This is a genomic window from Natrinema zhouii (assembly GCF_013456555.2).
Taxonomy (GTDB): Archaea; Halobacteriota; Halobacteria; order Halobacteriales; family Natrialbaceae; genus Natrinema; species Natrinema zhouii.
The window spans coordinates 3,068,336-3,092,894 of record NZ_CP059154.1; the positions used below are offsets into that span (position 1 = coordinate 3,068,336).

The window sequence follows — 24,559 nt, forward strand, 5'->3', positions numbered from 1 at the left end:
TACACTCACCAGCGACAGCATCCGATACCGACAGCAGAGTCGGAATAAATACGGTTGCGAAACCCCAAGGCCGTTCTATCGTGACCTCACTCTATGACCAGCTTGCGGAGCGCCCCCAAACGAAAATCAACGTTGGAGGGTTATCCTACGACGAACGGGCCAATCTCCGCCAAATCAAAGTCACGCAGTCGACCGATCTGACGAACAAAGGCGGCTCAGGTCGGTTTACGACCGTCTATTATCTCAAGGGCGATGAGCGCCAAGCAGCAGAAGTGTTCGTCGAAGCAAACCATTCACAACTCGAGGGGATCGATTTTTCAAAGAAGAACGTTGTCCAGCGCGGCGTCGAACGCGAGGTATATGACTGGATCCTGCACACACTCGGAAAGCGAGAGCTGGAGAAATACGATTCAGTCGTTCGGGAAGTACGACCAAACGAAAACGTGACATGGGTGATCAGCCGCGATCACTTCGACGCTTATCCGATGCGTCGGTACTCAGTCGGCGAAACACCATCAGTACGCATCGATGGGACATCACTTCGAAAGCTCTACGATAGTTTTGGCGAGGTGATCACGGCAGCCGATCTCGAGGAGTATGATACCGTAGAGGGAGATGTTCGCTACGTTCTCGAGTACTACCGTGTTGCCGACGGATTTGCATGTGATCCCATCACCTATGAGGGAGAGATGGCAATTGAAAAGCGCGATAGCTGACGCTCTCTCTAATTACTGTTGAGTTGCTGGCGATCTCAGAATAAGACAGTCAAACCCGCTTGCTGTTGCGCTGGGTCCGATCGCGAGTATCCTGGACAGCCTCGCCGATCGACTGCCTCGAGGCCAGCTAGAAGCGATCACGACCGCCGGGAGACCGCGTCGATCTGCGAGCGGATCCCGTCGACGGTCTCGGCGACCGACTGCCGATCGGCGAACACACCTCGTCCCTGCCCGTCTCCGAAGTCGATCTCCCGGGCCTCGTAGTAGTCGTCGCCGGGGAGGACGTCCAGGTTGATAGCCTCGACGAGCGACTGGTTCGGGTCGATGTCGGCGAACTGGATCTCGACCTCGTTCATCGCCGTCCGCGTCTCCTGGACGATCCGCAGCGCCGCCTGCTGGCAGCCCCGTCTCGTCGTCAGCGACGGGATCGACTCGGTCCGCTCGAGCGTCGGGTCGCCGTCCCAGCTGGGGTCCTCGTGGCGCCCGCGGGGCTTGAACTCGTAGTCGATCGCGTACTCGGTCCCGGCGGACATGTCACCGCCGTCTTTGATCCTGACCGCCCCGTCTCGGTTGTCGATCGCATAGTCCTGGTCGCGCTCGTAGGTCTCGTTGGTGGCCGGATCGTAGACGTACTCGGTCCCCGTGATGAGGCTGCTGTTCGCGAGCGAGACGTCGATCGACGTGTCCGGCGGCGTGAACCGCTCGCTCGAGACGGTCTGGCGGCCGCCGATGACCTCGCACGCCAGCGTCTGGTCCTCGATCGTCTGCCGGTCGGAGTAGCTCGTCACGTCGAGGGAGCGCTCCGACGTCCGCTGGCCGGCCCGGGTCCACTCGAGACTGTAACCATCGTCGCTCCGAACCTCCGAGATCGCGTTCGCGTAGTCGGCCATCTCGACGAGGACGTCGATCAGGTCCCCCTCGAACGTCTGGTTGACGAGGACGGGCGTGTCGACGAGATCGGCAAGCAGGTCGAAACTGTCGATCGACTGCGCCTGGTAGTCGAACCGCGGCGTTGCATCGTTCCGCGAGCCGTGGCCGCCGAGCGTGAACCGGGCTCGGAGCGTGCCGCCGTCACTCGGGAACTCCTGGTCCAGCGCCTGTGTGTTCGTTGCCTCGAGCCAACTGTTGCCCTGGTCGTTCGAGATCTCGAGTTTCTGCGGCCCCGAGGCATCGTTGAGCACCGCTTCGAGACGGCCCGCGACTACGGAGTAGGGCGTCTCGACGTCGACGGTCCGGATCTGCGCACCATCGGGCGGGTACAGCGGCGGGCCGTCGAGATGCCCGTCGGCCTCGTGGACGGCGTCCCAGCCCTCCGTGTCCCAGTCGCCGATCGCCGGGTAGTACTTCGTGTCGAAGACACAGATCGCGTCGATCGCGTATGCACTGTCGCCGTTGATGTCCACCCGCAGGGTGTAGGTCTCTCCGGCGGTGATCCCGTTGCCATCGTATCCGGGACCGCTGTAATCGCCGTTGCCGATATTCCACCAGCCGATTGATTTGCCACTCGCGGTGATGGTGTCGATATCCGCCCCGTCAAACGACCACGTCACATCAGACTCCGCCGTCAGGTCGTCGCGAACAGCGATCCCAACACGATCCTTCGGAATATCGTACCCGAACGAGACGCCCCACTCGGCATTCCCATTCGACTGACCGAAGTAGAGCGCCTGCCCGTTGATGTACGCCGTATCGGAGGCCGATCCGATATTCGACCCCCGGTCCCGGCTGAGTCCGTTCGTCACGACCGCCGTCTGGAGGACCGGCGTCTCTCCACTTGCCGACTCGAACGGGTCGTCGGCCGAGGGTGTGGCGAGCACATCCTGCCACTCGCCGGTCGTGTCCGCCGAGAGCATCGGTTCGTCCTCGAGGGGGTCGCTGTCCGGCGTGTCGACGTCGGCGGCGTAGCTGGTCTCGGTCTGGATGAGTTCCGCGACGGCCTCGTGGACCGCCTTCGAGGAGTACTCGACGTCGACGTGGGTTCGGAGCTCGAGCCCACCGCGACCTTCGAGGATCATCTGCCCCGCTTCCGTGGTGACCGCCTCGAGCTCGTCGATCGGGAGGCGATGGCCGTGATACCAGACCCGGAGCGACTGTCCCTCGAGGCCGCGCCAGATATCGCTTTTCGGAACCGGGAGTGAGACACGCGGCAGGCCGTTGATCTGTGGCCGCCACTGCGCACCGTCGGCGATCGGGACTGTGTGGACGGTCCCGCTCGAGTGCTCAATCTCGGCGTACCATCCCCGCGGCGGGACGGCGCGGTCCTCGAGGCCAAGCGATCCGGTCGTGGCGGTAGTGGCCCCGCTATCGGCGTACTGCCACTGGGTGAGGGTTCGAACCTCGTACTCGTACTCTCTGGCGGGTTGAACGCTATCGTCGACGTACGAGGCCGCATCGGAGTCAACAGTACCGACGAGACGCCCTTGACCGCCGTCGTAGTCGTAATCGGCCCGCCGGCGATAGACGACGTGCGATCCGCGGAAGTCGTTATTGATGGTCCACGAGACTGTCGCGGACGTCTCCGAAACGTTGGATGTGGTCAGGCCGTCCGAGGCGAGCAGTTTAGTGATCTCCTCGGCCGCCAGCCACTCCCCCGTGACGTGGTCGGTCTGGGTCCGGATCCGTACGCTGTACTGCTCGCCGCCGAGGATGTTCGCGATTGTGTGCTGATACGTGCCATCCCACGGGACCGTCGTCTCGTGTTCGTAAGGAGGGTGATCGCCCTCGGGATCGTCATCCCGGATTTCGATCCGGAACTCGCCGTTGTTGATGTCGCCATCCCAGTTCGCGGTCAGCGATTCGGCCTCACTCGCATCGAGTGCGAGTGAGGTGACATCGGGCAGGCCGGTTGTGAACGTGACAGGCATTATTGATCCTCCGTCTCGGTGTGGTCAGTCTGTGCGACGACCCTCGCGTCGTACTGCTCGCCGTTGAGGAGGCCAGTGACCGTCTCCGCCTCGGTGTTGCGAGAGATCGTGCTGAACGTCGTCCACGAGCCCGCGTCGGACTCCCGGTACTCCACCCGAGTGTCGCCATTGTTGTGGGTCGCTGTCCATGAGAGGTCGACCTCGGTCGTCGAGACAGCATCGGCGGAGAGGGATGTTGGTGCGGGGAGCTCGGTCATTGCACTGGACACCCCACTCGACGCCGTTGCATCTCCCGTGTCGCGTTCGAGGGTGTAGTCGTATTTCTCGCCGTCCGCTGTCGTTCCGGTATCGGTGTATTGGGTCTCACTGAAGTCCAACGTCGCGATCTGACTCCCGTCCCGGTGGAGGGTGAACTCGCCCTCGCTGTTGTTGTCGTTCATCCCAAACGTGAGATCGACTTGTTGAGACCCTCCAACAAGCGAGTCAAATGTCGGTGCGGGGAGGTCCGTAGTCCCTGTTTCATCCGGCGTCGGACTAGAGTCGGCGTCTGGATAGACGACGACGGCCCGGTAGTGATAGGTCCGGCCGTCCGTCAGGCCGCTATCAGTGTATGACCCGCCAGTGACCGTATCGATCTGCTGATACCCACTGAGACTCGAGTGAGAGGCCGTGTCCCGGTAGATCTCTATATTCGTCCAGTCACCACTCGGGTTCGTCCACGACAGGTCGATGGTGTCGTTTGTCGTATCGCCGGTGATGAACGATCGGACCCGATCCCCGGAGGTCCGCGTTACGGTCGTCTCCCAGTCGGTCGACAGCCCACCATCCGCCTCGCCCCGAACACGGTACTGGTAGTCCGTGTTCTGCGCGATGCTTCCATCGGTGAACGAGGTATTTGTGGTCGTGCCGAGATCGACCCACGACCCGCCGCTCTCGGATCGTTCGACGCGGTATTGGTTGATCTCCTCGTCCGGGGATTCGTCCCAGCTAAGCGTAATCTCGCTGTAGCCGACGTAGTCGATCCCGACACCGGTGAGGTCCTGTGGAACGAATTGGTCGTAGGTGACAACGACCTCGCCATCACCGGATCTCGCATCGGTAGCGACGCCGTGTAGTTGCCCGCCGCCGCCACCGCCACCACTCCCGTTGGAACCGCCTCCACCCCCACCGCCTCCGCCGTACCCGCCGCCACCCCCACCGCCGGTGTAATCCGAGCCCTGCGGGGAATCCCCACCGATTGCATTTGTTCCGTCTTCACCGGCTTCTGCGTTCGTCGAATCGCCACCGTTCCCTCCGGCCCCACCGCTGCCGGCTTCGCCCCCGTAACCATGTACGGTGAAATCGCCGAAGGAGTTTTCAAATCCGCCGTCAGTGCCGTCCATGGTCGCGTCTCCGCCAGCACCGGCCCGATTTCCACTGCCAGATGCCCCCGCGCCACCACCACCGCCAGCAACAACAACGCGATCGCTCGCAGTCGCCCCGTTCAGCCGGACATCACTCGCACCGCCACCGCCTCCGCCACGACCGTTCCCGCTACTCTCCTCAGCAGTCCCGCCGCCGTTATATCCACCGGACGGACCGCTCGCGGAGCCGCCGACCCGAACCGTCAGAGTATCGCCGTATGAAACACTGAGCGTATGCTCGGCTCGGCCACCACGTCCGCCACTCTCCGTCACGCTCCCCTCGGATGTACCAGCCCCACCCGCCCCGTATGCGGTGACGCTGACTTCGGAGACTCCGGATGGGACGTCCCAGGTGTACTCCCCCGGAGTGTCCCAGTTCTCTTCTTCTGACGCCATCTATCGTCGCACCTCCCGTCGCGAGACCAGCCCCTTGCTCGGCTGCGGATCGACGGCCGACGTCGACGCAATCGGCTCGAGCCAGTCCTCGAGATCCGGGTCGATCGGTCCCGTCTCGCCCTCGGGGATCGTGAACTGGACAGTGTCAGCTCCTCGAGTGACGATCGCGTTCAGCGCGAACAACTTGCCACCGACATCGAAGGTGAGCTGGGCGCGATCGCGGACCATCGCGACGTCCATCAGGTCGACGTCCATCAGGTCGATAGTGACGGGTTGGTCTGCCTCGAGGCCGACCGTCGTCCAGGAGCCCGTCCCGGCGTCCCACTCCTCGGCCTCGAGTGTGCCGTTAGGCTCGTCGAGACGCAGGCGCAGGAGGCCAGTGTCCAGGATGACCTCGGCGTCGAAGTCGTGGGTCGTTGAGAACACCTTCTGCCACTGCAGGTTGCCGTCAACGTCCAGCTTCGCAGCGTTCCCCAGCGTGTCGTAGACCCGGGTGTCGACGTCCTCTTCGTCGGTGTAGCCGATCTCGTAGAGCAGCGTCGGGTTGCTCGTCCCGGCCGCGGTCTCGCCGCCGTCCAGGTCGTAGATATCGACATCGCCCAACTCGGCGCTGCGGGTCGCGGCCGCTGAGGCCGGGGTTCGAGTCCAATCATCGTCGTTGAGCCACTGGACCTTCTCCGCCGCCGCAGGGACGCCGACCAAGAGGGACGTGTCGTTGCCGAACTCGTGGTCGATATCTTCGTTCGGGTTCGTCTCGAGGGCCCGCCAGTGGTCGTTCTTCGTTCCTTTCTTCGAGAGCGAGAGTTCGTAGCGCTGTGCGCGCCCGGTCTGGGCCTGTGCCGGTTCGACGTTGGCCTCCTCGACCGCGTAGTAGCCGTCGAGTGGTGCCGAGGCACCCATGCCGGCCAGCGGGACTGCCTCGAATCCCGAGGCCGACGAGAGTTCGTCGACCTCCGTCGCCATCTTCTCGGCGTACTGCCCGCGATAGACGCCGTTGAGCGTCTGGTCGGCCGGGTTGCTCGAGAGTTGTTCGGTGATGCCGCCATCCTGGTTGAGGACGCCCAACTGGGCCAGCTCCTGGCGCTGCAGGTTGCCGAGTTGGGACTGCGAGGCGCTCGGGACGACAAGCGTGTAGAGTTGTAGGTCTGGCATTATGCCTCGGTCTGTTTGCTGCCGTCGAGCGATCGGCCGAGGTCGACCGTCTCGACGAACGCAGCCGAAAACTGGTACTTGTCCGACGATTGGCGCTCGAACGATGGCTGTTCGAAGACGACGTCGAGCGGTTCGAGAACACCACTGCTCGAGTACTCACCGTACTCAAGCGTGGCCGGCGTCAGCGAGTCCGTGCCGGCGACGCGGACGTAGTGCTGGAAGACCTGCACCTTCTGCAGTGCCGTCCCGCCGGTCGCGGTCGTCGCACTGAACTGTGCCGGGTCCGACGACGAGCCCCACTGCAGCGGGTCGCCGTTCTCGTCGGGTGTTGCGTCCGAGGTGACGTCTGCCCGGAGGTCGATCGCGTGTTGGCCGCCGCCGAGGTCGAGATGGATGCCCTTTCGATCGGGCTCACCGTCCTCGAGGAGCCCCTGCAGGATGGCGAGGGCTTGATCGAACGAGTTGTCGAGGAGGTAGCCCGTCCGAACCTCGTCCGTGTCGGTCGGGTTTGTGAACGCCTCGAACACCCCCTCGACGGAGCCACTCCCGAAGTTTGCTGGAATTGTGAGTCTGAATAGTTCTGTCATCGTGAAATGGGTGAATTGTTATATGTCGGGCTGCTCAACATCGGGATATGACACAAGACGACCCGTCTGCCGCCATGGGGATCTTTGAGTTCGCCGCTGCCGGCGGGCTCATCGGCGGGATCTACTCCGCGGGCCTCCTTCGGGACCCCGTGATAGCGGCGCTGATCTGTGTGGCGCTGTTCTTCATCTACCTCGAGCGGAAGTTCCGGTTAGAGGTCCACCGTCTCCAAGCCGATGGCGGCGACGGAGAGGGGGACCCCACCGAGAATGCCAGCTAAAAGACATTCTCGAGGTCTTTGAGCCGCCTCTCGACCTCGTTGAACTTCTTACTCGCCTCGCGCTCGAGATCGTCGGTGTCGACGTTGATCTCGAAGCGGTTGTTCTGCTCGGCCGACGCCTCGAGACGTTCCGCAATACTCCCCCCACCCGACGACTGACCGTCGTTGTTCTCCCAGAACGGATCCTCCGGGAATATCGGGTTCATGAAGTCGGGTGTTGCCTCTCGGGCACGTTTGCGATTCCGCGCCGTTTCGTCGCTCCCCTTCATCATCCCGGGCGTGATGACCGGCGTCGCGGCGCCCGATGCGCCCTTTCCGATCTGCCCGAGTTTGCCGCTGTTGCCGAGCGCCCATGCGCCTACCCCGCCGGCAGCGCCGGCGATCGGGGCCCAAGGCTTACCGCCCCCGCTCGGCGACCCGCTGGGGGAGCTGTTGGGGTCGGTTACTCGGTTGAGGATGTCTTGAGCGGTTATCGTCCCGACGACGATGTCGCTGGGGACGAGTTCGACAGCGCTCGCGATCACGTCCGAGGGGCCAATCTCCGCGAGTGATCCGACCACGCTCGAGGCCGTGACGGCCGCGGCGCTCGCGACCAACACCGCCGGCGAGATCGTCGCCGCTTTCGCGATCACGTCCGACGCCCCGACCGTTGCAAGCCCCGTAATCACGTCCGAGGGGCCCACTGTCGCGAGCGTGTCGATGACATCCGTCGCAACGACCGAGGCTTTGCTCGCGATCAGCGCCGCCGGTGTGAGCGTCGCCGCTTCCGCGATCACGTCCATCGGTGCGAGTGAGGCCGCCGTGTCGACCACATCCTGCACCGTCACCGCCACCGGGGAGAGAACATCGCCGGGGGATAGCTCCGGGATCGCGTCGCCGATCGTCGAGCCGAGGTCGCCGAGCAACATCGAGCCGAGGCCGATGCCACCGATAGCGAGGCCGAGTGCACCACCCATCCCACCCCCACCCCGAGACGTCTGGGCGTCCTTTTCGTTGATATCGACGAGCCGACGGAGGAGCTCGTTACGCTCGCGGTTGAGGTCGAGGTTCTCCGTCAGGTGGTTGTTCGTCTCCGTCTGGAGTTGGCGGCCCATCGCCCGCTCACGGCCGGCCATCCGGCCACCGCTGCCGCCACCGGTCGAGCTCGAGACGTCGACCTGAGCACCGCCGAGCTCGTCCTCGATCGTCCCCCGCGCCTCGCGGAGGCTCCCCGGCGATACCTGGACGTCGATCGTTGCACTCGTTGAGAACTCTGCCATCTAAAATCGCCCTCCGCCACCGAACTGTGGCTGGCTGAAGTATGGGAGTGTGATCATGAACGCCTCGATGTCCCGCCACGCGTAGTCGGCGACGGCTTCTGGATCGTGGCCGTGGGCCATCAGCAGCGCCGTCGCGAACGTCACGAGGACGTCTCGTGGTATCTCTCGGTTCTCTCCGCGACCAACTGCTCGAAGGAGTTTCCCTCGCGCTCTCCGACCGTGCTGAGGTCGTTGATCCGGCTCTCGAGCCAGTCGGTCACCTGCCGCGGAAGTCCGCGGACGGTTGCACACTTGTCACCGTAGTCGTCGCTGTCGATGAACGGTGCCGAGTCGATACCCTTCGCAACCCAGAAGATGGTCGCCATGTTGTCCGTCGACTGCGTCGGGGTGACCGTCTCCGAGCTCAGATCGTCGATCCGGTCGTTGATCTCGAGCGTCTCCTGCGTGTCGAGTCCCGAGAGTGAAAACTCGACGTCGGCGCCGTGCTCCTCGCGGACCCACTCGAGGCCACCGAGGTACCGCTGGATCTCGCCGGCGCGCTGGGCGAGTTTGACGTACTCGTTGTTGTTCTCGGTGCGCTTACCGGGTGGGATCTGCGCGATCTCGTCGGCCAGTTCCTCCTGCTCGTCTTCGAGGTCAGCGACGGCCTCCTCGAGCGCCAGTGTTTCAGTTTGCAGTGGCATGGTCAGAAGGGATCACTCATCGTGACGTCTGCAGTCGCTTCGACGCGGTCGACGTAGAACTCGAACAACTCCTGGACGCGCTCCTCGTCTCCCGGTGGGATGTTATCCCACGAGAGGCTGTTCGGCCTGACGCCCGTCAGTGGGAACGTGATCTGGTCACCGTCCGCGCGGATGATCGGGATCTCTCCCGACACACCGTCGACGCTGTCGCCCGGACTCGTCGCCCCGCTCGAGCCGTAGGCCAGCGAGAGGTTCTCCGAGATCGAGTCGTCCGCGATCTTCGAGACCGACAGCGAGTAGTTCGCATCACCAGCGACGGCGTCGATCGCCACCTGGTTCCAGCCCGTGTCGAGCGAGCCGCCGTTCGTGATGGTGAGCGTCCCACTCTGCAGCTTTTTCTTCGTCGATGAGTCGATCGTCAGGTCGGCGCCGTGGAACATGTACGGCGACTCATCACCGCCGACGACGTCGCCGGGTGTCAGACTCGTGTTCTCGTCCTCGTCGGCGTAGACGATCGTCTGTGTGACACGAGCGGGGGCGTTCTGCGAGATCTGGATCTGCAGCTGCGTCGTTGCCGCGCCTTTGAGTTCCCGTTCGCAGACCGAGGCGCCGACGTCGACGCCGATGTACCAGCGCGAGCTCGGCATCTGACCGCGCCCCATCGACCACTCGAGGACACCATCACTGTCGCTGTCCGTGTCGTCGCTGACGAACGCATCGGTCAGCATCCACGGGTGACAGAGGTCGTACTCGACCGCCAGCGCGCCCTCGAGGGCGGTCGCGATCGACTCGACGGCCTCGTTGTCGTCCGGGAGCCGCGAGCGCTCGAGCGCCCGTTCGATCGTGAGGTCCGTCACCGAGACGTTTCGCCCCGGATAGACGTACGTCGGGGTGCTCGGATCGCCTGCGAAACTCGGTTCGCGGGTCCAGGCGACGTTTGTCGTCCCGGCACCCGTCATGCTGTTCCTCCGTCAGTCTGCGTATGTCGTGTCATGGTAAATCTTCGTAGCCTTGGAACACCACGTCCGCCTCCCAGCGATAGAAGTCGCGATACTCGGCGGACTGCGGGTCTTCGTTCGTCACGAGCAACGTGTGGTAGGACGTGTTTGGGACCGAGGCGTCCGGGTAGCTGCGGGATCCGAGTAGCGCCATCCGGATCTGCCGGACGGCCAACTCCCACGGGACGCCATTCGTTCCGTCTGGATCGACATGCCCATGGAGTCCTCCCTGGGATGTCATCCCCTCGAGGCGAAGGCTGACGACCGACTCGATGTCGTGATCGTACTCCGTGCCGGCGGGAACGGTCGCCCGATCGGCAAGCGTCGCACCGACGAAGACACCGGTCTCGAGATCGTCCTTACGCTTGTGCATCGGCTCGTTGAGATCAAGACTCTCAGAGCCCTCGTAGACGCTGCTGTCGTCTCGGTTGACCCGCTTTAGCGTGACCTGGTTGCCATTCCGATCAGTGTAATTGCTCGCGATGCTGTCGACGGCACCGCCCAGCTGCTCGAGGATCCAGTTAACTTCCGTGGTCATGATTCGAACCTCCGACGGACGTAGTTCAGCGAGTCGCGGATGAACCGGGACTCCGGCAGCCCCGACGGCTCGGTTTCAGGCAGGAACACGCGCCAGCCCTCGCCTTCGCGATCGTACTCCTCGCGGACCCACTGCGGCGGATCCTCCCAGATGAACGAGAGGACATCCGCGTTCCTCGCCTGGACGACGTGGTCGACGGTCCCGCGCTCGAAGAAGATCGCCGGCTCGGGCCAACCCCAGCGGACGAGGACGCGACCCTTACGCCTCTCGACTCGGGTCGTGCCGGCCTCGATGATCGTGCCGACGTCGTAGTCATGGCGCTGGCCGTACGCCTCGAGAAGATCGTGGGCGTGGGCCTGGACCTCCGGCGCGATCACGTCGCGGGCCCGCTGCTCGACGTCGTCCATGAGCGCCTCGCGAAGGTCGCCCTCGAAGCTGGAGGCGAGCTCCATCAGAGGTAGACCTCGAGGAGTTCCTCAGCCGCTGACTCCATCGCCTGCTTCTTGCTCTCGGGGTTGACCAGCTGGCCGTTGTCGGGGATGCCCAGTGCGCTCTCGTCGTCGATCAGCAGCTTTGCACACGCCCGCATCGCGACGGCCTTGCGGACAGTGTCCGGGATCCCCTCGTGTCCGTAATCGAAGGTGACGTAGACTGCGTTCGAGTAGGACTCGAGCAACGGCTCGTCGTCCTCGTCGAGCAGGTTCTCGGTGTCGAGATACAGCTGCGAGACGCCTCCGTTGTTGATGCGGAGGTAGTAGTCATCCCCGAGTGCGTCAGGCCACGTGCCGCCGCTGTACTCGCTGCTTCCAACCCAGTCCTCGTAGCCGTCCGGCGTCCGGACAAGCAACTCCGTGATAGACTCGGCGTCGCGACGGTCCAGTTCGATCCGCGTGTACGAGCCCTGCCACGTCTTCGGCGTCACAGGCTCCCCGACGATGGATGCCCCACCAGTCGGGATATCCTCCTCGTCGTCGCGACTCTTCGGCCCGATCGGGAGCAATCCATGGGTGTCCTCGTCGGGCCGTGTAGAGACGTACCAGTGACGAGAGAGTTTCTTCTCGAGCCACTCGGTCTGGGCCGTGATCGCGTCGACGACGATCTCGTTGTTCACCGATACGAGTTCGCCGGTCAGCTCAGAGTCTTGCTTCGCCCGACGGACGTCGTCGACGGTGCAGTATCCAGTGTCGGGCATGGGTTACGAGGGGTTGGCGCGGACTTCGATGCTGTACGTGACGCCGTTGCTCGAGGTCACCGAGACGGCCTTGCACTGTGGGATGTCGACCGTGTAGGACTGCGTCTCCGCGAGCGTCCGCTCATCGGCCTGGTAGGTGCCTGCAGCGCCCTCGAATCCTATCGTAAGCGTGTCGTCAGCCGATCCCTCGAGGTCCTCGAGGGCGACGCAGACGACCGGGTCGCGGAGGCCGCTGGTCAGCTCCTCGACTTCCGTAGCAGCCGTGAGGCTCTCGGAGTTCGCGAGGATGACTGTCTCGTTCCATGCGGCCATGGTCAGTCCTCCCTGCGAAGTGTGTACACCGTCCCCTTCGGCACAAACGCCTCGAGAAGGATGTCTTCCGGGCCGTCATCGTAGACAACGACCCGTTCGCCGTGTTCGGCACTCTCGGTCGTGATTTTCTCGGGGTCCGCCTTGAATGTCTCTCTGGAGAACGGTGTCTCGTTGTCGTGGATCGCGAGGGTGTACTCGTACTGCATCGGTTACCCCTCGATTTCGGCACGGCGGACACCGATCGCGTCGTGAACGCCGGCGCGATCCTTGCCCGCTTCTTCGTTCTCGCGAAGCGTCTCGAGGTGGTCGTCCCACTCGCCGGTCTCGAGCTCAGCCTCGATCTCGTCGATGGTGAACTCGTCGGGCGCGGTGACGACCGAGTTCTTCGTCTCGGAACCGTTGGGTGCCTCCTCGCCCTCATCTTCTCCTTCAGTTTCGTCCTCGTCTTCGGTGTCTGCCGTCTCGAGCGTCTCCTCGTCGACGTACTCGAAACTGCCGACGTCGGCGACCAGGTGCTCGGCCAGGCCTGCAGAGACCTCGCCAACATCGCCAGGTTCGAAGGTCACACCGCCGGTACGATAGCGACCGCCCTCGTCAGTGTAGCGTACTGTTTCCATGGACGGTCACCTTAGACAGCCGTTGTGCTGAGCGAGACGATGCCGGTGCCTGCCTCGTAGCCCCGGTACTCGTCCGCTGTCGTGTTGTACCACATCTCGCCGCCCTCAAGATTCGCCACAGCAGGATCAGCCGAGAGCCGAGTGATGATGCGATTCTCCTCGAGTGCAGTCCGTACTTCTTCGTTAGTAGTAGTCATCGTCGGTCCTCTTAGACCTCGATGCCCGTGGTGAGAACTGCGGCTTCCTCGTCCTCGATCGCGAAGTCGTCACGAACCCGCATGAAGTAGCGAGCGAAGAGGTCGTTCTCGGCGACCTTGTCCGTCTCGGTGAGGACGCGGATCTCGACCTCGTCGTAGAGGCCGTAGATGAAGTTCTGCGGATGCGTGAAGACGGCCTGGTCCTCGGGCCACGCGGCGACGCCGACGACGTCGTAGGAGAACGGCGTAATGTCCTCGTCGCCAAAGATGACGGCCGATCCCAGCGGATCCTCACGCTCGGTCAGCGCCATCCGGTACTGCTGGACCTTGTTCTCGTTCATATAGAACACGGGCTCGAAGCGATCCGAGCGCAGGTACTTGTTCGGCATCGCCTGGATGGACTGGTCGAACAGCGACGTGTTGACCGGCTGGGCGTTGCCAGCATCGTCGGTGTGGTCGTAGGTACTCGTGTCCGTCGAGTTCGAGAGGATCTTCAGCCAGCCGTCGTTCTGGTTGAGGAACGCGTCGGCATCGGCCTCGTCACCGTTGATCCCCAGGTCCTGGGTGTCGACGGCGAACTGGCGGGCCAGCATGTCCAGCACGAGTTCGTCGACGTTGTTCAGCGTGTCGTCGACGGACTCTCGAGAGAGATCGTACGAGAGGGTGCCCTTCTCGACGTCCAGGCTGACGGCGTCGGTATTGACCTCTCCCGAGCCGCTATCCCCATCGTTCTCGTCCGAGCCACGCCGCATGCGCTCGCCGACGCTGATGCGCGGCAGGTCCATCTGCGGCCGCGGGAGGTCCTCCGTGCGGGCTCCCTGGAGCATGGTCGCCGAGTCGACGACCATCTGATACCAGCTCTCGAAGAGATCCCGCGGCAGGACGCCGCCGGCCATGTCGGTCGTATCGAGCTTGTCGACTGCCTTCTCGTTCTGCGTTCGGGTAGATCGAAGATTCTGACTCATCGTTAGTTACCTCGAGCCTTCCGCGGGTCCAGCGTGAAGCCGCCGCCCTTCTCGGACTCTTCCGATTCGCTCTTGCCGATCTGCTGCGTGTCGGTGCCGGTCTGCTTCGAGATCGCGTCGATGCGATCGGTCACTTCCGAGAGTTTCTCGGCGTTCTGTTCGGCGAGGGACTTCTCCTCGCCTGTCTCTTCGTCCTTCTCCGATCCCTCGTCCGACATGCTGTCGGCAAGGTCATCGATGGCCGCAGTCAGGTCAGAGATCTGTTCAGCATTCTGTTCGGCGAGAGACTTCTCCTCGCCGCCGTTTTCGTCGCTCATGGTTGTGTTGTCATCCGGCGTCTCGCCGCCGGCAGCGGATTCAAAAGGCGGTCCGTCCGTCCCTGCGCTGTCTTCATCGACGTCGTCCTCCTCGTCATCAGGATCCGACCACTCTCGAGCCGTGTGCTCGGTGAGGTCGAACGTCGTGTCCTCGCGATCGGTGAACCGCGTCATGCCGTGGTCGACGCCAGCGTCCTGGAGGACGTCCAGCGAGGTGTCGATCGCCGCGTATAGCGAGTGCTGGTTCGCCGTCGAGAGCGTGCGGCCCTCCTTGTTGCTCCCTCGATCGCGATCGCGGTCCGGGGCCTCGGACGTCTTCGCCGAGGTTGGGGTGTCGTCATCGGACCCGGTGAGCACGGAGAGAGCAGCCTTCCCAGCTCGAGCCAGGACAGAGTCAGTTTTCTCTCCCGGTTCGCCGGATCCCTCGACATCGATCGCGCTGTTGAGGGTTTCCCAGAGCTGCTCGGCGTCGTCTTCCGACCAGTCGGAGTTACGCTCGAGGGCTTCTTCGATGAAGCCGTCGCGGTTGCCGAGGTGATCGGCTAGCCGCTTCTCGGCGTCAGCCTTCGTCTCGAGCACTTGTGCGTCGGGGACGGCAGGGATGTCGACACTCGAGACCTCGCGGATGATGCCGGCGGCCAGTTCCCAGACGAGTTCGTCTTCGTCAATCTCGTTGGGGACATCGACGTCCTCGAGTTCATCCTGCTCGTACGGGCCGCCCCACTGGACGTCGATCGCGCCGATGGAGAACGCGCCGAGGATGTCGTCCTTGACGAGTTGCCAGAGGTCGTCGTCGTTGAACTTCCACGATTGGATCCAGGCACCAGCCGGGGCTTCTTTACCACCGATCTCGGCTGCCTCGTCGAGAACCTCGTTCCGCTCGAGTTCCATCCAATCGGAAGGCCAGACGGCGTGCATGAGGCCGCCGTCGGCCTGTCCGACCTCCATGAAATCACCAAACTGGTCGGCGAATCCGCGGATAGTATCCTCGCGGACGAAGTCGCGCTGCAGGTCGACCTTGTCCGGCACCATCACAATGCCGGTGGCAATCTGCTCATCGTCGTCCTTCGCGACGAAGTCGACGCGCTTGGTGAGCTGTTCGTCCCTCTGTTCAGTCATGTGTCAGTCCTCCGCGGAGTCGTTGTCGGCGTCCGCGTCGGCGTCCTCCTGTTTCCGGGCTCGGCCGGTGGAAAGGACGCCACGCTTCTCGCCGCGCTCTTTGTCGCTATTGTCGCTCATAAGTCAGATCCCGGTCAGGCCTCACTCGCACGGGGAGTCGGGGCTCCCGTGCTCACGGTCATCGGCAGTCAGCGGAGAAGAAGGTGATTAGCTACTCGGCGACGTCTGGTCGGAGCGGGATGCCCTCCCACTTCTTGTGGCACCGATCGCACAGCGTCACAAGGTTGTCCAGCGTATTCGCGTTCTCCGCCTCGTCGAATGTTCGTACAGGGCGGATGTGATGGACATCGAGGCTGCGATTGTAGCGTTTGTGGTGCTCTTCTACATTCATTCCACAAACCAAGCACGCAAATCCGTCTCGCTCAAGTACTTCTGTCCGCTTCTGTCCCCAATTAGCGCCGTAGTAGTTCTCATACCCGCCGGCCCAGTTCGCGTTCGCCTCACCTGATTCGCCGGCGCTGTTTCGGGCCTCAATCGAATGGCGCTCAAGCCACTTGCTGACTGTCCAACTGGTGATACCGAGTTCATCGGCAATTTCTGTCGTTGTCCGCTCTTGGTTACAGTACTGTGTCTCGAGCCATTCCCGATCATGTAGTTTCGAGACATCGCCATTCGATTGTGCTTCGCTGATCGTCCGTCGCTCGAGCCCATGGCGCTCCATCCAGTTGGCTACTGTCCCTGCATCGGTATCGCACATTTCGGCGATTTCCGTGAGAGACTGGCCGCGTTCATAGTACTGTTTACGCAGCCAGGAGGCCCGTTGATACCGGCGTTTGATGCCAAACCTTCGCCGATACTCGCTTACTGTACAATCTGCGCAGTCAAGTAGCTCCGCGATCTCGACATTCGTCATGCCTTGCTCGACGTACAACTCGCGGAGCAGATCTGAATCCTGATACGGCTTTCCATCAAAATCAGTACTATCGAGATCGACATTTTTCATGTGTTTGGACACTCCACGCGCGTCGCCCGGCGTTGGCGCGACGGTCGGTTTTGATGACGAATCTGCGCTTATGAACACATCATACTGCGCGATTGTAGGGGTTTTGATCATATGGTCGATGGCAGATCTTCAGGGATATCTTCTGAGTCTGGGACCGGTCCTTCGGGCAACCTGTCATGGAAATTTGTTATCTCAAGGTAGCCAAAGGTCATTCTAATATTCGAGTGATGGTACGAGCCTGCGCTAGAGGCACTGGTCAGCCCGGCCCACACCGACGCCGGAACGTTCACATAGGCATACAATGAGGACTGAGCTTCGTTGTGCAGGAACGAGAGGTACAGTTCCTGATCCTCGTACGAGTAAAGCCCTTCGTCCAGATTCGAACTCGAGAACTGGACCTGTTCGATCTCCTGCTTGGTTTCGAGATCTGCCTCGACGTCACCCCAGTCGCGTTCGCCGAGCTTGTTCTCCTCTGGCGGGAGTTGCTCCTCGAGCACGAATTGCTCGCTGGGTTGATCGTCCCCGCCAGTGCCGATATTCGCGAGAAGGGTATCGCCGTCGGTGTCATGGTCGTCTGGAATCGGATCCAATCCGAGTTCGGCTCGAGCTTCGTTGACGGTGATCGCACCTTGAGCCGCGCTAATACGGTTGCTCGCGATCCGGGCATCACGTTCTGGCCGATCCGCACCACGGAGCTCGAAATGAACTGTCCAGTCGTCGACGCTGAGAGCTTTTTGATGGAGGATCTTGTAGAGGCGGGACTCAAACTTTCTCTGTTCGGGTGCGATCACGTCCTCAGCGAACTCACGAACCTGCTCTTTCGAATTCGACCGGTTCGAGGTGCTGGTAACGTTGATGAGAATCGGTGGGACAGAGTGCACTTTGCTTATTTCGTGTTCGTTGCGCTCGCGGAACTTCTCGAACTCCATGTCGAGGTTCTCCCGCGATCCGACCGGGACGAGTTCGATCTCGATGTCGTTGCCATCCTCGCCGGTCAGGTCTTTCTCCTGCTGGAACTCTTCGACCTCGAGGATCGCCGTCCGATATCGGGTTCCCTTGAGGTTGTCCATCAGCTCCCGGAGCTCCTTCTTCGAGTCCTCCATGAGCGTGCCGCCCGTGACCTTGACGACGTAGTACGGGATGCCGAGGTTGTCGAACGTATCGTGGTTCCACTCCTTCGCCGCCTGGTCGGCACCCATCGTCTGCATGGCAGCGACCCAGTCGGGGATCCCGTAGTACAGGCTCAGTGGGGACGGATTCGGAATGAAGATGAGTTCGTTCGCCGGTGCGTTATCGAGATCGCCGGCACTCGAGGCAGTCTCACCGTTCTCCTTGTCGACGAAGATCGGCTCGCGATCGTCGTCATCGCCCTGGCCGCGGTATCGGTCACCGGCTTCGCCGAAGTAGCGACGTCGTCCCTGTCGGACCTGCAGGTACCCGTGGCCTCGCTGGATGACCTCCCTTTCCTCACCGTCCTCAGTCTCAGTTGTGGATGTTGTCTTCCGTACTCGGACCGTCGTCGCAGGGACGTGCGCCAGCCCGATCGGCGTGCCGTCGCCCTCGACGAGGATCTCGAGGGCGGCCCAGCCGATGCCGTGGTAGTCCTGCCGGGCGAGCTCGAGGACCTCCTCCGGTGTGGAGGCGGCCGTCCCTTCAGGGCCGATCTGCCAGCGGGAGTTAGCACCCTGCCAGAACGTTTCGACGTCGTCGTGATCGTCGCCGTCCGGGTCCGGATCGTTGGCCTGCGGGTGTGGGACGATCTCGAAGCCGTAGCCGACCTCGTAGCGGGACTTCTTCCGAACGCACGCATGATGCGTCTCGTTGAGTTCCTGAAAGGCCGCCAGCGTCTCGGGGTTGTACGGCGGCTGGATCCCCAGGCCAGCATCGATCGCGATCCGACGCTCGTCGAGTTGCGTCGTCTCGCGGGCTTTGTCCATTGTCTCCCCGTTGCCGAGCATGTCGACTGAGAGCGATACTTCGGAGATCTCCTGCGTCTTGTCGGTAGTGTCGTCGTTGCTCATATTTATCTGATAGATTAACAGTAGTTGGTAATACGATTCCTTTATCCAGTCTGTGGATCGTAACTAATCTGGTATTGTGTTCAATGAGTAGTGTAAGCTGAACACCGGGATATCTGTCAAATGCAGATTGTTTTCGTAGAGTCGTGCTGAATAGAGAGCGCGAATATGGCACGAGCTGAAGGTCGATCTGTGGAGGACGCTGATCGATCAGTACAGGCTGAGTAGTTACCAGAGTGCCTTCAGTACAAGCAATAGCAGCGAGAAGACCAAAAGAAAATTCCTACCAATCGTGTCTATGGCGATTGAAGCCTCATTTACTGTCCCGCAACCCGAGTTCCCTTTGAATACAGTTTTGAACAGTTGCTAGACGCAACTATCGAATGGATCGTATTGTCCCAACGGACGATGCCATCATACCGTACTTCTGGATTCACGCGGAGAATGTTGGGAACCTCACACCTGATTTGAATGGTGATAAGGGGGTTGATGAGTTCAAAGTGATTGACAAATTAGAGGAGGAGATGCTTGTTCGCATTAAATGGAACCTCAACCACGAAAGTATTCTAATTGCGATCGTCAACACTGATGTCACACTCCTTTCTGGACTGGGAGAACAGGAGAACTGGACATTTGAAGTCAGGAGTAGCGATCAAAAGAGTCTCTCCGAATTCCAATCGTACTGCCGGGAGAATGATATCCCTATTGAACTTATCCAGCTCCACGCACTCTCACCACTCAAATCAGATCGGGAATTCGATTTAACTGATGGACAGCGGTCAGCGTTGGTACTGGCCTACTCTCGTGGTTACTTCGACTCGCCGCGGAAAGCCACTCAAGACGATATCGCCGACGAACTTGACATCAGCCGACAGGCGGTTTCATCGCGTTTGCAGCGCGGTCTTCGACGGCTCGTAGCAAGCACTCTGGTAACGACTCAAGAGTGACCCACAGAGACCCTATTTACACAAATTGCGCGAGCAAGCTGAATAGGACACAATTATCCTGAAATGACAGAGTGTGGTTTGATGTCTGTGAGAGAGGCGGGAACACAATGCTACCCGTGTATGCAGGCTCTGCCGTTTTCTCCCGTGGGTGGGTACCGTGAGTGAAGATCATCATGAGCAATACTGACACTGAAACGAGCCGCGGTGCTGAGTCTACACGAAATAGAGACTCCCTCAACACAGACACGATGCAGTGGGTGAGCGCGATTGTCGCCCTAGCGGGACTGGGACTCGTCGCCTACCCGTTCATGTTCGAGGCCACGGAGACCGCAACCTGGAACGACACCCTTGTGGGGACGGCGATCTTCCTGCTCGCCGGCTACAACTTCTACCGCCTCTCGAAGGATCGCTTGGCGAGCGTCGGCATCGCCTCGCTGGCGACTCTCCTCGGCCTGTGGGCACTCGTCTCGCCAGCGGTCATCGAGATGGGAAGCAACGAACTCGCAATGACCACTGCCGCCGGCGGACTGATCGTGGCTGCCCTCTCAGCCTACAATGCCTACGCCAATAGCAGGGCTGACACCCCGGAACGCGCCCCCGCTCGCGCCTAAATAAATAATCAGCTTTCTTCACCTCTTAGAGGGGGTAGGAAAATCCCCGATATTATTGACGACGAAGAATACCCGATACAGTCGCACATGTAGTTATCGCTCAGTACCCGTCTGTAGTGAGCACCGTTGATGTACAGAACTGTCGCTAAATGATCTGGAATGTACGCCTAGATTGAGGGGCAAGGATTCTGTGTTAATAATGTGAGTAGATAACATGGCCCAATCCAAGCGTGTCGTCGGTGTCTGTGAGCGCTGCGGATCAGCATATGCTGCAAAAGTGCAACCGTCTGGGAAAATCCGTCCAATTGGAAGTGAAAATTGCTCCTGCGGACACGAGAAGTTTCGAATGCACGAGTGATCAGTACCGCATCTGCATAGAGCAGTGCTGTATGGATATTTCCACCTCGTCTTAAAGTGAATAGGGTGCTCAGTCCGCACGTATAGTGAGTTTTTGGTTCACCATTTTCGACGTGAAACAAACAATGTCGTCGTGCTGAACTCATGCTCTGTATTCAGCAAGCTACTTTTGGCAGACTCTGGAGGGGTTGATACCTGCTCCCGTAACTGTTTCACCTGAATTGAGCAACGGTTCTATTGGCAATTATAAATATAAGAAAACATGTTACCAACTACTGTTAGAGGTAACTGACACCGCTGCCACCGTCGTCCTGCTCGTCATCATCTCCATCGCCGGCATCGCGATCGTCGACGTCGTCGAGCACGCCCATCGACTCGAGCCGGCGGAACCCTTTCTCGGCCATGTACCAGCTGGCGATGAGGTCTGGTGTGTGACCGTGCATCTTCCCATCCCGACGCTCGAGGCTCTGCATCGCGGTGATGAAGTCCTCGGTCGGTCGGTGACCGCGGTGGAAGAGGATGTAGCCGTTGTCGACAAGCGTTCGGATCCGTGGAATGCCGTTCTCCCAGCTGTGTTTCGTGCCAGACGTCGTCAGTCCGGTCACCTTCGCGGCCAGCTGGGCGTCGAACTCGATCGCATCCTCGACGACGTAGGACTGCATCCCGTTGTCCTCGATCACGATCATCGCCGGGTCGTACCGCCGGTCGTACTCGAGAAGCTGGTTCTTCACCTGACTGGGCTGCATCCCTGCCTCGGTATGAGCGTCCAGGAGGCGACGTCGACCGTCGCGCTGCAGGAGCCAGACTGAGAAGGCAGCGTCGTCGCCGGTCGGTGAGTTCGCCGGGTCGTGGCCCAGGATGATCGCCTCGCCGGGCCCGGCGCGGTACTTCGGCGGCGGATCACGATTGTCGATCGAGCAGCCACCCTCCGCGGCCGGCTTCCGGACGTCCGTTGCCTCGATCAGGTTCCCGCTCGAGCCCATGATGACGAGGCAGTACTCTCGCCAGAACCGGTGGTCAGCCATCTGGGACCGTTTGTTCTCGAGCCACTGGGGGCCTCGAGCCTCTGGCCAGAGTACCTGGAGCGTCTCGCCATCGTTCCACGGGTCTTCGACCTCGGTGTAGAGCTCGGGATCGGGCCGGCGATCCTGCCAGTCGTCGTCGGCGCCGAACTGCTGGTCCCAGAAATCGAGGATCGAAGGGTACTCGTCGAACTCGTAGCCCTCGAGGGCACGGTAGTCGTTGTAGATATCGTCTGGGCGCTTCCGCGTCCCGATCATGACGGTCCGACCGCCCTCCTTGACCATCGGGACAGAGACGGCCTGGATCCAGTCGAGGACGTCCTCGGTGTCCCCGTCGCCTTTCTCCTTGATGATGTCGTCCAGGACGAGCAGGTGGGCGCGGTCGCCCTCGATCCCGCCGAAGAGCCAGCCCGAATTCATGACCGAGCCGTGGGCCCACTCCTTGGCCTCGATCGTGTCCTTCTTTCGTGGCCCGTTGAGGTTCGTGAGCCACGGGTTCCGCTCGACCATCTTCCAGAACTCGGTGTCGGCCTTCTTCTTGACCGAGCCTTGGTTGTTCATCGCCCAGATCGCGCGGAAGCCATCTTTGTACTCGAGCGAGGCGATCAGGTAGGCCAGCGTGATCGTCGTCTTCAGGCCGTCTCGGTGACAGAGCAGGACGCGATCGCCGCCGTCGAACGCCTCGAGCCAGTGCTCGTGATGGTCGCCTAGGAAGTGGTACTGATCCTCCTCCATCTCCTCGGCCATGTAGTTCCGCGTCAGTTCGTTCGCGTACGTGATCCAGTCGCCCGTCTCGAATGGGTTCAAAAGGTCGCGTTTGGTCTCGGGATCGGAGACGATCTCGAGGAACTGCTCGGCGCTGGCGTCGACGTCGTCGGACTCAAGCAGACTACTCATCGGTCTCGTCGCCTGTTGCAGACTGCTGCTGTCTCTGACGGATCAATTCTCGAGCGATTTCCTTCTCGTCTTCACCGAGTTCTCGCGTAGTCGTCTGGTCGACGTCGGCATCAACCTTCGCCTCGAGTTTCTCGGCCGGCCTCTCGATCACGCCGAACTCGCTGGCCCACTGCCGGGCCTCGCGGAGGAAACGATCATCGGCCGTCCGGAGGTATTTCGCGTACGCCTCCTTGACGACGTCTGCAGCGAAGTCATCACCGTTCTCCTCGAGGTCGAGCGCCTCGATCGCCGCAGCTTCGGAGTCAGTCAACCCCTCCTGCATGAAGTCCTGGAACTCCGAGTAGGCCCCATGCTCGAAGTTGCCGTTTTTCTTGCCACGGTTGTCGACGGCGCCGAGATGATGGCTGCAGGCACCCTCGCGCTTCTCGTCGACACCCCAGCCGGCGGCCAGCGTGCAGTACGGGACGTCGTCCCGCTCCCGGCCGTGCTCCGTGGGCGTCGTTCGCTCCGACTTCTGGGCAGCACAGATCCGGTGGCTCTTGTCCGAGTCTGGATGGATCGGGTGGCCCTCAGCGTCGGTCGGAGCCTCGGGAGCGATCTCGAGATCGTGGTCTGTCATGGCGTGTTTGTTAGCGCAGGGTCTGTCATGGCGTGTTCATCGAGGTGGACCGCTCCGGCTCACGCCACGAGGTCCTCGTCGAGAGATACCGTTGGGAGTTTTCGGCGAGTCGACGTCGTCGGGACGATCGTGCTCGCCCTCGAGGTGGCACTTCTTGCACCGCTTCCGGAGGTTCGCCGGATGACCGTTCCGTTCGTCCTGGTCGCGATGGTGGACGTCTACTCGAGTGGCCGTATCGAACAGTCGGCCACAGCCCGGACAGCGTCGACCGGCGCGTTCGCGATGGACGCGCTCGCGATGGCGGTCTCGGGAGTCCGTCATGGAAAATCGATCAGAAGACGACGAGTACACTCCGGGCAGAGCGTGATTAGATCGCCGGCCTCGAACTCGTGTTCGTGAAGCTGGCCGCCGATCCGGGAGCTCTTGTACCACTCCTCGTTGAACTCGGCAGTAAGCGCTGGGCGACCGCTATAGATCGTCCCGCGGTTACAGAATCCGTCGCAGTTGTACTGATAGGTCATGAAAAGATCACGGTCACCGCCAGTAATTCAGATCCAGTGCATCGGACATACACAGCAAGCTATCCCCGAGGGTTCTCAATAGATGAGCCCGCCTTGAGTGCTTTAACAAGAAGAGTAGTACGGTCTCTTTATTCAGAGAGGAGATCGGGATTTCTGTTCGGTACAGAGGTGAGAGACAACATTATCCCTCTGCCAAGCCTGAACTGTATAGGAATTGGGGCAGCAATTCCATCCTGCATCATGAACCCTCCATCTTCCCCTGATATAACGGATACATTCGAAGACGATCTCGTCAACCTTATTGCAACTGCATTTGGCCAGGGTGCCGCCATTGAAGGTACCTGGGACATCTCGCTCCCTATCGCTGATGCCCCACGTTGGTCGGTTACGATCGAGCAGCACGAAAGCGATGACGAATCATCTTATGAACCAGAGTTCCTCGAGGAGTAACCAGTAGAAGAACTGCACAGTTTGTTTTCTAGCATCATTTTTCAACAACAAAGGTTATGTGAGAGTCCCACATACACTGCGGTGTACTCTGCTGAAGTCGCGACGCGAGACATGGTCGGTTAACAGCGTGTAGGTGCAGTACGCAGACATCATGAAGCCGCACACACAAACCCCACAGGACGCAGAGACCGGTACACCGAACATTTCCAATACAGAGCTGTTCGCCGCCTTTGCAGCAGAACGGCGGCAATATGCTCTTACTTATCTCGCTCAGAAACCAGCGGCGATCCACATCGGTGACCTTGCCGAATACATCTCGATCAAGGAGAACAACCCATCATACGATTGGTATCAACGCGTTCTCGTTGACCTTCACCACCGACACCTTCCATACCTGTGTGATGTTGGTCTCGTCCACTACGAGGAGGAAACTGAGCTCCTGGAGCTAGCAGTCGATCGGGATGTAGTTTCCCCGTTCCTGGAACTCACTGAATACGCCGAATAAGTGATTACTGCGCTGA

General features: G+C 61.0%; 28 protein-coding genes. 6 read left to right on the top strand and 22 right to left on the bottom strand.

What is annotated here, in order from left to right; genetic code table 11:
• Nucleotides 1-80 precede the first annotated feature (80 nt).
• Complete coding sequence (locus HYG81_RS33970) at nucleotides 81-716, top strand: hypothetical protein (RefSeq protein ID WP_180840591.1); 636 nt, start codon at nucleotides 81-83, stop codon at nucleotides 714-716.
• Between the two features lie 137 nt (nucleotides 717-853).
• On the opposite strand, the gene HYG81_RS33975 is transcribed toward HYG81_RS33970, so the two are convergent.
• From HYG81_RS33975 to HYG81_RS33995, 4 genes are read right to left on the bottom strand one after another with little or no spacing between them, the layout of a single operon-like run.
• On the bottom strand, nucleotides 854-3,580 hold the full coding sequence (locus HYG81_RS33975; protein WP_180840592.1) for a fibronectin type III domain-containing protein: 2,727 nt from the start codon (nucleotides 3,578-3,580) through the stop codon (nucleotides 854-856).
• On the bottom strand, nucleotides 3,580-5,379 hold the full coding sequence (locus HYG81_RS45530; protein ID WP_278002168.1) for a fibronectin type III domain-containing protein: 1,800 nt from the start codon (nucleotides 5,377-5,379) through the stop codon (nucleotides 3,580-3,582). Before HYG81_RS45530 ends, HYG81_RS33975 begins: the two co-directional genes overlap by 1 nt.
• Nucleotides 5,380-6,531 carry a hypothetical protein gene (locus tag HYG81_RS33990; RefSeq protein WP_180840594.1) on the bottom strand — a complete coding sequence of 384 codons (1,152 nt, stop codon included), beginning with the start codon at nucleotides 6,529-6,531 and terminating at the stop codon, nucleotides 5,380-5,382. It lies immediately after the preceding gene.
• Nucleotides 6,531-7,118, bottom strand: coding sequence for a hypothetical protein (locus HYG81_RS33995; RefSeq protein ID WP_180840595.1), 588 nt, complete (start codon nucleotides 7,116-7,118; stop codon nucleotides 6,531-6,533). The genes HYG81_RS33990 and HYG81_RS33995 overlap by 1 nt, the downstream gene beginning before the upstream one ends.
• Before the next feature lie 47 nt (nucleotides 7,119-7,165).
• On the opposite strand from HYG81_RS33995, the gene HYG81_RS34000 reads away from it, so the two are divergent.
• Nucleotides 7,166-7,396 carry a hypothetical protein gene (locus tag HYG81_RS34000; RefSeq protein ID WP_180840596.1) on the top strand — a complete coding sequence of 77 codons (231 nt, stop codon included), beginning with the start codon at nucleotides 7,166-7,168 and terminating at the stop codon, nucleotides 7,394-7,396.
• Here the strand turns inward: HYG81_RS34000 and HYG81_RS34005 are convergent.
• The 15 genes from HYG81_RS34005 to HYG81_RS34075 all read right to left on the bottom strand — a co-directional run bounded on the left by HYG81_RS34005 (nucleotide 7,393) and on the right by HYG81_RS34075 (nucleotide 18,617).
• Complete coding sequence (locus tag HYG81_RS34005) at nucleotides 7,393-8,655, bottom strand: hypothetical protein (RefSeq protein ID WP_180840597.1); 1,263 nt, start codon at nucleotides 8,653-8,655, stop codon at nucleotides 7,393-7,395. The two genes, HYG81_RS34000 and HYG81_RS34005, sit on opposite strands and share 4 nt — an antisense overlap.
• The gene (locus tag HYG81_RS34010; RefSeq protein ID WP_180840598.1) at nucleotides 8,656-8,799 is read right to left on the bottom strand and encodes a hypothetical protein; all 144 of its coding nucleotides are present in this window, start codon (nucleotides 8,797-8,799) and stop codon (nucleotides 8,656-8,658) included.
• Nucleotides 8,796-9,338: a hypothetical protein gene (locus HYG81_RS34015; RefSeq protein ID WP_180840599.1), complete on the bottom strand. Its 543-nt coding sequence runs from the start codon at nucleotides 9,336-9,338 to the stop codon at nucleotides 8,796-8,798. Before HYG81_RS34015 ends, HYG81_RS34010 begins: the two co-directional genes overlap by 4 nt.
• Nucleotides 9,339-9,340: 2 nt before the next feature.
• Nucleotides 9,341-10,297 carry a phage tail tube protein gene (locus HYG81_RS34020; RefSeq protein WP_180840600.1) on the bottom strand — a complete coding sequence of 319 codons (957 nt, stop codon included), beginning with the start codon at nucleotides 10,295-10,297 and terminating at the stop codon, nucleotides 9,341-9,343.
• Between the two features lie 31 nt (nucleotides 10,298-10,328).
• Complete coding sequence (locus tag HYG81_RS34025) at nucleotides 10,329-10,874, bottom strand: hypothetical protein (protein WP_180840601.1); 546 nt, start codon at nucleotides 10,872-10,874, stop codon at nucleotides 10,329-10,331.
• Nucleotides 10,871-11,326: a hypothetical protein gene (locus HYG81_RS34030; protein WP_180840602.1), complete on the bottom strand. Its 456-nt coding sequence runs from the start codon at nucleotides 11,324-11,326 to the stop codon at nucleotides 10,871-10,873. The genes HYG81_RS34025 and HYG81_RS34030 overlap by 4 nt, the downstream gene beginning before the upstream one ends.
• The gene (locus tag HYG81_RS34035; protein ID WP_180840603.1) at nucleotides 11,326-12,066 is read right to left on the bottom strand and encodes a hypothetical protein; all 741 of its coding nucleotides are present in this window, start codon (nucleotides 12,064-12,066) and stop codon (nucleotides 11,326-11,328) included. The genes HYG81_RS34030 and HYG81_RS34035 overlap by 1 nt, the downstream gene beginning before the upstream one ends.
• A gap of 3 nt (nucleotides 12,067-12,069) precedes the next feature.
• Nucleotides 12,070-12,378, bottom strand: coding sequence for a hypothetical protein (locus HYG81_RS34040; RefSeq protein WP_180840604.1), 309 nt, complete (start codon nucleotides 12,376-12,378; stop codon nucleotides 12,070-12,072).
• Nucleotides 12,379-12,380: 2 nt separating this feature from the next.
• Nucleotides 12,381-12,584: a hypothetical protein gene (locus HYG81_RS34045; RefSeq protein WP_180840605.1), complete on the bottom strand. Its 204-nt coding sequence runs from the start codon at nucleotides 12,582-12,584 to the stop codon at nucleotides 12,381-12,383.
• 3 nt (nucleotides 12,585-12,587) lie between these two features.
• Nucleotides 12,588-12,995 carry a hypothetical protein gene (locus tag HYG81_RS34050; RefSeq protein ID WP_180840606.1) on the bottom strand — a complete coding sequence of 136 codons (408 nt, stop codon included), beginning with the start codon at nucleotides 12,993-12,995 and terminating at the stop codon, nucleotides 12,588-12,590.
• 11 nt (nucleotides 12,996-13,006) lie between these two features.
• Nucleotides 13,007-13,192 (bottom strand): hypothetical protein, encoded by a 186-nt coding sequence (locus HYG81_RS34055; protein ID WP_180840607.1) that lies wholly within the window; start codon nucleotides 13,190-13,192, stop codon nucleotides 13,007-13,009.
• Between the two features lie 11 nt (nucleotides 13,193-13,203).
• Nucleotides 13,204-14,157, bottom strand: coding sequence for a phage major capsid family protein (locus HYG81_RS34060; protein WP_180840608.1), 954 nt, complete (start codon nucleotides 14,155-14,157; stop codon nucleotides 13,204-13,206).
• Between the two features lie 2 nt (nucleotides 14,158-14,159).
• A complete protein-coding gene (locus tag HYG81_RS34065) occupies nucleotides 14,160-15,593 on the bottom strand; it encodes an XkdF-like putative serine protease domain-containing protein (RefSeq protein WP_180840609.1) in 1,434 nt (477 codons plus the stop codon).
• A gap of 211 nt (nucleotides 15,594-15,804) precedes the next feature.
• Nucleotides 15,805-16,707 (bottom strand): HNH endonuclease, encoded by a 903-nt coding sequence (locus HYG81_RS34070; RefSeq protein ID WP_180840610.1) that lies wholly within the window; start codon nucleotides 16,705-16,707, stop codon nucleotides 15,805-15,807.
• Entirely contained in the window at nucleotides 16,704-18,617 is a 1,914-nt protein-coding gene (locus tag HYG81_RS34075) for a phage portal protein (protein ID WP_180840611.1), read from the bottom strand. The genes HYG81_RS34070 and HYG81_RS34075 overlap by 4 nt, the downstream gene beginning before the upstream one ends.
• Nucleotides 18,618-18,997: 380 nt before the next feature.
• On the opposite strand from HYG81_RS34075, the gene HYG81_RS34080 reads away from it, so the two are divergent.
• Together HYG81_RS34080 and HYG81_RS34085 are read left to right on the top strand one after the other, a co-directional pair.
• Complete coding sequence (locus HYG81_RS34080) at nucleotides 18,998-19,561, top strand: helix-turn-helix domain-containing protein (protein WP_226375963.1); 564 nt, start codon at nucleotides 18,998-19,000, stop codon at nucleotides 19,559-19,561.
• A 173-nt stretch (nucleotides 19,562-19,734) separates the two neighbouring features.
• Complete coding sequence (locus HYG81_RS34085; RefSeq protein ID WP_180843042.1) at nucleotides 19,735-20,172, top strand: SPW repeat domain-containing protein; 438 nt, start codon at nucleotides 19,735-19,737, stop codon at nucleotides 20,170-20,172.
• A gap of 635 nt (nucleotides 20,173-20,807) precedes the next feature.
• Here the strand turns inward: HYG81_RS34085 and HYG81_RS34090 are convergent.
• The 3 genes from HYG81_RS34090 to HYG81_RS34100 are packed head-to-tail and all read right to left on the bottom strand — an operon-like array spanning nucleotide 20,808 to nucleotide 23,388.
• The gene (locus tag HYG81_RS34090) at nucleotides 20,808-22,448 is read right to left on the bottom strand and encodes a phage terminase large subunit family protein (RefSeq protein ID WP_180840612.1); all 1,641 of its coding nucleotides are present in this window, start codon (nucleotides 22,446-22,448) and stop codon (nucleotides 20,808-20,810) included.
• Nucleotides 22,441-23,067 (bottom strand): hypothetical protein, encoded by a 627-nt coding sequence (locus tag HYG81_RS34095; protein ID WP_180840613.1) that lies wholly within the window; start codon nucleotides 23,065-23,067, stop codon nucleotides 22,441-22,443. Before HYG81_RS34095 ends, HYG81_RS34090 begins: the two co-directional genes overlap by 8 nt.
• 36 nt (nucleotides 23,068-23,103) lie before the next feature.
• A complete protein-coding gene (locus HYG81_RS34100; protein WP_226777497.1) occupies nucleotides 23,104-23,388 on the bottom strand; it encodes a hypothetical protein in 285 nt (94 codons plus the stop codon).
• A 74-nt stretch (nucleotides 23,389-23,462) separates the two neighbouring features.
• On the opposite strand from HYG81_RS34100, the gene HYG81_RS34105 reads away from it, so the two are divergent.
• A complete protein-coding gene (locus HYG81_RS34105) occupies nucleotides 23,463-24,038 on the top strand; it encodes a hypothetical protein (RefSeq protein WP_226375964.1) in 576 nt (191 codons plus the stop codon).
• Nucleotides 24,039-24,189: 151 nt separating this feature from the next.
• A complete protein-coding gene (locus tag HYG81_RS34110) occupies nucleotides 24,190-24,543 on the top strand; it encodes a DUF7344 domain-containing protein (protein ID WP_180840614.1) in 354 nt (117 codons plus the stop codon).
• Nucleotides 24,544-24,559: the final 16 nt, after the last annotated feature.